6 protein-coding genes are annotated in these 4,970 nt (G+C 71.7%); 3 read left to right on the forward strand and 3 right to left on the reverse strand.

Annotated elements, in window-relative coordinates; translation table 11 throughout:
• On the forward strand, nt 1–829 hold an 829-nt coding region (locus PO768_RS27785), incomplete at its 5' end, for a GH36-type glycosyl hydrolase domain-containing protein (RefSeq protein ID WP_272648645.1).
• Here the strand turns inward: PO768_RS27785 and PO768_RS27790 are convergent.
• Together PO768_RS27790 and PO768_RS27795 are read right to left on the reverse strand one after the other, a co-directional pair.
• Nucleotides 816–1,715 (reverse strand): OmpA family protein, encoded by a 900-nt coding sequence (locus PO768_RS27790; protein ID WP_137942054.1) that lies wholly within the window; start codon nt 1,713–1,715, stop codon nt 816–818. The genes PO768_RS27785 and PO768_RS27790 overlap by 14 nt on opposite strands.
• Nucleotides 1,712–2,122 carry a DUF4398 domain-containing protein gene (locus PO768_RS27795; RefSeq protein ID WP_269840242.1) on the reverse strand — a complete coding sequence of 137 codons (411 nt, stop codon included), beginning with the start codon at nt 2,120–2,122 and terminating at the stop codon, nt 1,712–1,714. Before PO768_RS27795 ends, PO768_RS27790 begins: the two co-directional genes overlap by 4 nt.
• 260 nt (nt 2,123–2,382) lie before the next feature.
• Between PO768_RS27795 and PO768_RS27800 the strand changes: the two genes are divergently transcribed.
• Entirely contained in the window at nt 2,383–3,318 is a 936-nt protein-coding gene (locus PO768_RS27800; protein ID WP_336297794.1) for an aldo/keto reductase, read from the forward strand.
• Nucleotides 3,319–3,320: 2 nt separating this feature from the next.
• The gene (locus PO768_RS27805) at nt 3,321–3,959 is read left to right on the forward strand and encodes a DUF6064 family protein (protein WP_272648646.1); all 639 of its coding nucleotides are present in this window, start codon (nt 3,321–3,323) and stop codon (nt 3,957–3,959) included.
• On the opposite strand, the gene PO768_RS27810 is transcribed toward PO768_RS27805, so the two are convergent.
• The coding region (locus tag PO768_RS27810) for an aminotransferase-like domain-containing protein (protein WP_272648647.1) at nt 3,937–4,970 on the reverse strand (1,034 nt) is incomplete at its 5' end. The genes PO768_RS27805 and PO768_RS27810 overlap by 23 nt on opposite strands.

The following is a 4,970-nucleotide window of genomic DNA, read 5'->3' on the forward strand; positions in this document are numbered from 1 at the left end:
GGGCTGGCGCGCCGCGCTGGCCGGTCCGGCCTGGGACGGCCAGTGGTACAAGCGCGCCTTCTTCGACGATGGCCAGCCGCTCGGCTCGGCCGCCAACAGCGAGGCCCGCATCGATCTGATCGCCCAGGCCTGGGCCGTGCTGTCCGGCGTCGAGGGCGAGCCGGGCCGCGCGCAGCAGGCCATGGCCTCGGCCCACGCCCTGCTGGTCGACGCCGAGGCCGGGCTGATACGGCTGCTGGACCCGCCGCTGGCCCATGCCGATCCCAGCGCCGGCTATATCCAGGCCTACCCGCCCGGCGTGCGCGAGAACGGCGGCCAGTATTCGCACGCCGGCATCTGGGCGCTGATGGCCCAGGCGCGGCTGAACCGGCCCTCCGACCTGCCCTACCAGTACTTCTGCCATCTGAGCCCGGCCCACCGGGCCGCCCATCCGCAGCAGGGCCCGGTCTATGGCCTGGAGCCCTATGTGATGGCCGGCGACATCTACACGCAGCCGCCCTATATCGGCCGCGGCGGCTGGAGCTGGTACACCGGCGCGGCGGCCTGGCTGCACCGCGCGGCGCTGGAGGCCATCTTCGGGCTGAAGCTGGAGGCCCAGAGCCTGAGCTTCTCGCCCTGCCTGCCGGCGCACTGGCCCGAGGCCGAGCTGACCTTGCGACGCGATGGACGGCAGATGCGCTTCATCCTGCTGCGCGCCACGCCGGAGCAGGCGCGGGTGGCGGCGGCTGCGGCCGGGGCCACCCTCATTGACGAGGGCCAGGTCCTGCGTTGGCAAGACCTGGCCCCCGAGACCTGCTTCGTGCTGCCGCTGACGCCTATCGCGGCTTGATCGCGCCGGCCTCGTCCGACAGCAGGATCTCGACGCGGCGGTTCAGCTGGCGGCCGTCGGCGCTGTCATTGCTGGCCACCGGATAGGCCTCGCCATAGCCCTGGGAGCGAATGCGCTCGCGGCCCACGCCCTGGTCGACCAGGGCCATGCGCACCGCGTCGGCGCGCCGCGCCGACAGGCCCTGGTTGGTGCTGTCGCTGCCGACGCTGTCGGTATAGCCCTCGACCATCGCGGTGCGCTGCGGATACTGCTTCAGGAAGCCGACCAGCTTCTCGACATTGCGCATGCCGCCGGGCTTGAGCTCGGCGCGGTTGGTGTCGAACAGCACATCGCCTATCGTGATGACCAGACCGCGCTCGGTCTGCAGCGCGTTCATCTCCTTGAGCTGAGCCTCCAGCTGGGCGTTGACGGCGCGGGCATCCCGGGTCTGCTGCTGGGCCATCGCGGCCTGGCGCTGCGCGGCATCGGCCTGTTGCATCGCCGCATTGGCATTGCGCTGGGCGTTGTCGGCTTCGTTGGTGCGCGCGGCCAGGCGCGAACGGTCGCGCTCGGCGGTGGCCAGGCCCAGGGCCTGCTCGGCGCCCTTCTGGCCGGCGGTCTCCTGCGCGATCGCGATGCGCTGCTTGGCCAGGTAGGACCAGTGGTCCACCTCGCTGGGCTTGTCCTTGCGGGTCCAGGCGTCGCTGGCCTTGTTCAGCGCGTCGCTGGCCTGGCGCATCTCGACGCCGGCCAGCTCGCCGACCTTGGGATTTTGCTGCGCCGCGCGGTAGTCGCGGCGGGCCTCCTCCAACCTTGCGTTGTCGGCCGGCAGGCTGCTGCAGCCCATCAGCACGCTCAGGGCCGCCAGGCTCAGCAGGGACAGGGAATGCTTGCGGGCAATGTTCATGACGGGCTCCTCGGGGTTATGGGTGCGGGCTGCATGACCGGTGTCTTGCGGCCCATCTCCTCGCGCAGCACGCGGTTGCTTTCCTGCAGCTCATCGGCGGTCTTGCGGGCCTTGGCGGCGCGGCTCTTGGCCTCGGCCAGGCGGGCGTCCACCTCCGACTGCTGGGCCATCTGCAGCGCCTGATCGTGGTCCTTGGCGGCCAGCGCGGCCTGGGCGCGCTCCAGCTTGGCGCGTGCCATGCGCAGCTCGGCCGGGGCCAGTTCGGCGGCGCCGGCACCGTCGGCGCGGGTCAGTGCGGCGCTGGACAGCGCCAGCTCGGCGTTCGGAGGCGGCGTGCTGGCGCAGGCCGCCAGTGCCAACAGCGCCAGCGCGCCGGGTACGGCCCGAAGGCCAAGAGAGCGTGTCATCGCAAATCCTTTCGTTGAAGGCGGCGCGCCGGGGTCGGGCGTCCGTGAGCGATCAGGCTGGGCGCTTTCACGCGCAGGGTCCGTGCGTTGACGCACATAGCGCGTGGACGCGGCACCGTCCTACAGCGCTGCGGCCGCACGGCCGGGTCGGCCACGGCGAAAAGCCGTCAATCGGGGACGCCCGGCGCGGCGCCCATGGCTTAGAGTGCAAGGGCGGCCCTGCAGCGCCGCCGATCAGCAGCGATCTACCGGAGGCGATCATGACGATGAAGCCCGCCCATCCCGCCCGGCGCCGGCTCTTGCGCCGGCTGGCCCTGTTGGCGCCCGCGCTGGCCCTGCCCCCGGTCGCCCAGGCCAAGCCGGCGCCGCTGCTCAAACCGATCCCGTCCACCGGCGAAACCATCCCGGTGCTGGGCCTGGGCAGCTGGATCACCTTCAATGTCGGCGACGATGCGCAGGCACGCGCCGGCTGCACGGCGGTGATGCGGGCCTTTTTCGCGGCCGGCGGGCGGCTGATCGATTCCTCGCCGATGTACGGCTCCTCGCAGCCGGTGATCGGCCAGGGGCTGGCGGCGCTGGGCCCGGCCGCCGCCTCGGTGTTCGCGGCCGACAAGGTCTGGATAGGCGCCGGCGCGCGCGGGCCGGCTCAGATCGAGGCCTCGCGCCGGCACTGGGGCCTGGCCCGCTTCGACCTGTTGCAGGTTCACAACCTGCTGGCCTGGGAAGCGCATTTGCCGCAGTTGCTGACGCTGAAGGCGAGCGGGCTGCTGCGCTATGTGGGCATCAGCACCTCGGAGGGTCGGCGCCATGCCGAGCTGGAGCGCATCATGCGCAGCCAGCCGCTGGACTTCATCCAGCTCAGCTACAACCCGCTGGACCGCGAAGCCGAGGCGCGGCTGCTGCCGCTGGCCCAGGAGCGCGGCATCGCGGTGATCGCCAACCGGCCGTTCCGCCAGGGCGAGCTGCTGCAGGCCCTGGCCGGTGAGCGACTGCCGCCCTGGGCCGGCACCGAGCTGGGCTGCAGCAGCTGGGCCGAGCTGGTGCTGAAGTTCATCGTCTCGCACCCGGCCATCACCTGCGCGATCCCGGCCACCAGCCGAGTCGAGCATCTGCGCCAGAACATGGCCGCCGCCAGCGGGCCCATGCCGGATGCGACCCAGCGCCGGCGCATTGCCGAGCTGATCGCGGCGCTCTGAGCATGTCGGAGTGGTGGACTTACGGCTTGTCGGACTTCCTGATGTTCTCGCCGGCCGCCTATGCGCGCCTGTTCGAGCGCTACAACGCCGCCGTCTGGCCGCTGCAGCTGCCGATGCTGGCGGCTGGGCTGGCGCTGCTGCTGAGCCCGCTGAGCACCGTACGCTGGCCGCTGTGGCTGCTGGTGATCGCCTGGCTATGGGTGGCCTGGGCGTTTCACTGGCAGCGCTATGCGCAGATCAACTGGGCGGCGTCGTGGTTCGCCGCCGGCTTCGCATTGCAGGCCCTGCTGCTGGCGGTGGCGACGCGGTGCCCGGCGGCCTTGCCACGGCGGCGCTGGCCGGGCCTGGCTTTGATCGCCTGGGCCCTGCTCGCCCAGCCGCTGCTGGCCTTGGCGCTTGGCCGTAGCTGGCGGGGCGTCGAGCTGTTCGGCCTCGCCCCTGATCCGACGGTGCTGGCCACCTTGGGCCTGCTGCTCTTGCGTCCCGGTCCCTGGTGGCTGTGGCCGATCCCGCTGCTGTGGTGCGCGATCAGTGGCGCGACGCTATGGACCTTGAAGGCGCCCGAGGCCCTGCTGCTGCCGGCTGCGGCGCTGCTGAGCCTGGTCACATCGCTGGGGTCTAGGCGCCCAACGTCCCGCTGACCCGCCCCAGCGTCGCCCGCGCGCCGGCCAGCGCCTGCAGGCGCTCGCGCAGATAGTCGGCCAGCCGCACATGCTGGGCCAGCACGACGTTGAAGCGCAGATGCGGGTCGGGCGCGGCATCGGCGCGGAAGGTGGCGCCGCGCGCCAGCAGTATCTTGTTGCGGTAGGCGTCCTGCACCAGCAGATCGACGTCCACACCCTCCGGCACCCGGCCCCACAGGAACAGCCCGCCCTCGCCGGGCTGGGGGTCGAAGGCGATGCCGGCAGCCGCGAGCTGGCGCGCGGTGCTGTTGCGCGCCGCGATCAGCTGGCGCTGCAGACGCTCCAGATGCTTGCGCCAGCGCCCGGCCGCCAGCAGCTCCAGCAGCAGGTACTCGTTGAGCGCCGGCGTCGTCAGCACCGTGTAGATCTTTTCGCGCAGCAAGGCCTTCAGCAGCGCCGGCTCGGCCGCCAGATAGCCCAGGCGCAGCGCCGGGCTCAGCGCCTTGCAAAAGCTCGAGTAGTAGATCACCCGGCCCAGCCCCGACAGCGCCGCCAGCCGGGTCGGATGGCCGGGGTGGAAGTGGCCCTGCACATCGTCCTCTGCAATCAGCAGGCCATGCGTTTCGGCCAGCATCAGCACCTTGTGCAGATTCGCCGGGCTGCTGCCCCAGCCGGTCGGGTTGTGCAGCACGGTCTGGATGAAGAGCAGGCGCGGCCGATGCACACGGCAGGCGGTCTCCAGCTCGTCCAGATCGAGGCCATCGGGGCGGCGCGTGATCGGCACCACCCGCAGCCCGGCCTCGCGCAGCCGGCCGAACATCAGGAAGTAGCCGGGGTTCTCGACCAGCACCGTATCGCCCGGCTGCACAAAGGCACGGCAGATCAGATCGATGGCCTGGGTGCCGCCATAAGTGGTCATCACTCGGCCGGCATCGACCGCCAGCCCCTGGCCGCGCAGCAGCATCGCGATGCGCTCGCGCAGCTCGGGCAGGCCCTGCGGCGGGCAGCGCGTGGCCATGCCGGCCGTGC

The sequence above is a fragment of the Paucibacter sp. XJ19-41 genome, assembly GCF_028462495.1.
Taxonomy (GTDB): Bacteria; Pseudomonadota; Gammaproteobacteria; order Burkholderiales; family Burkholderiaceae_C; genus Roseateles_E.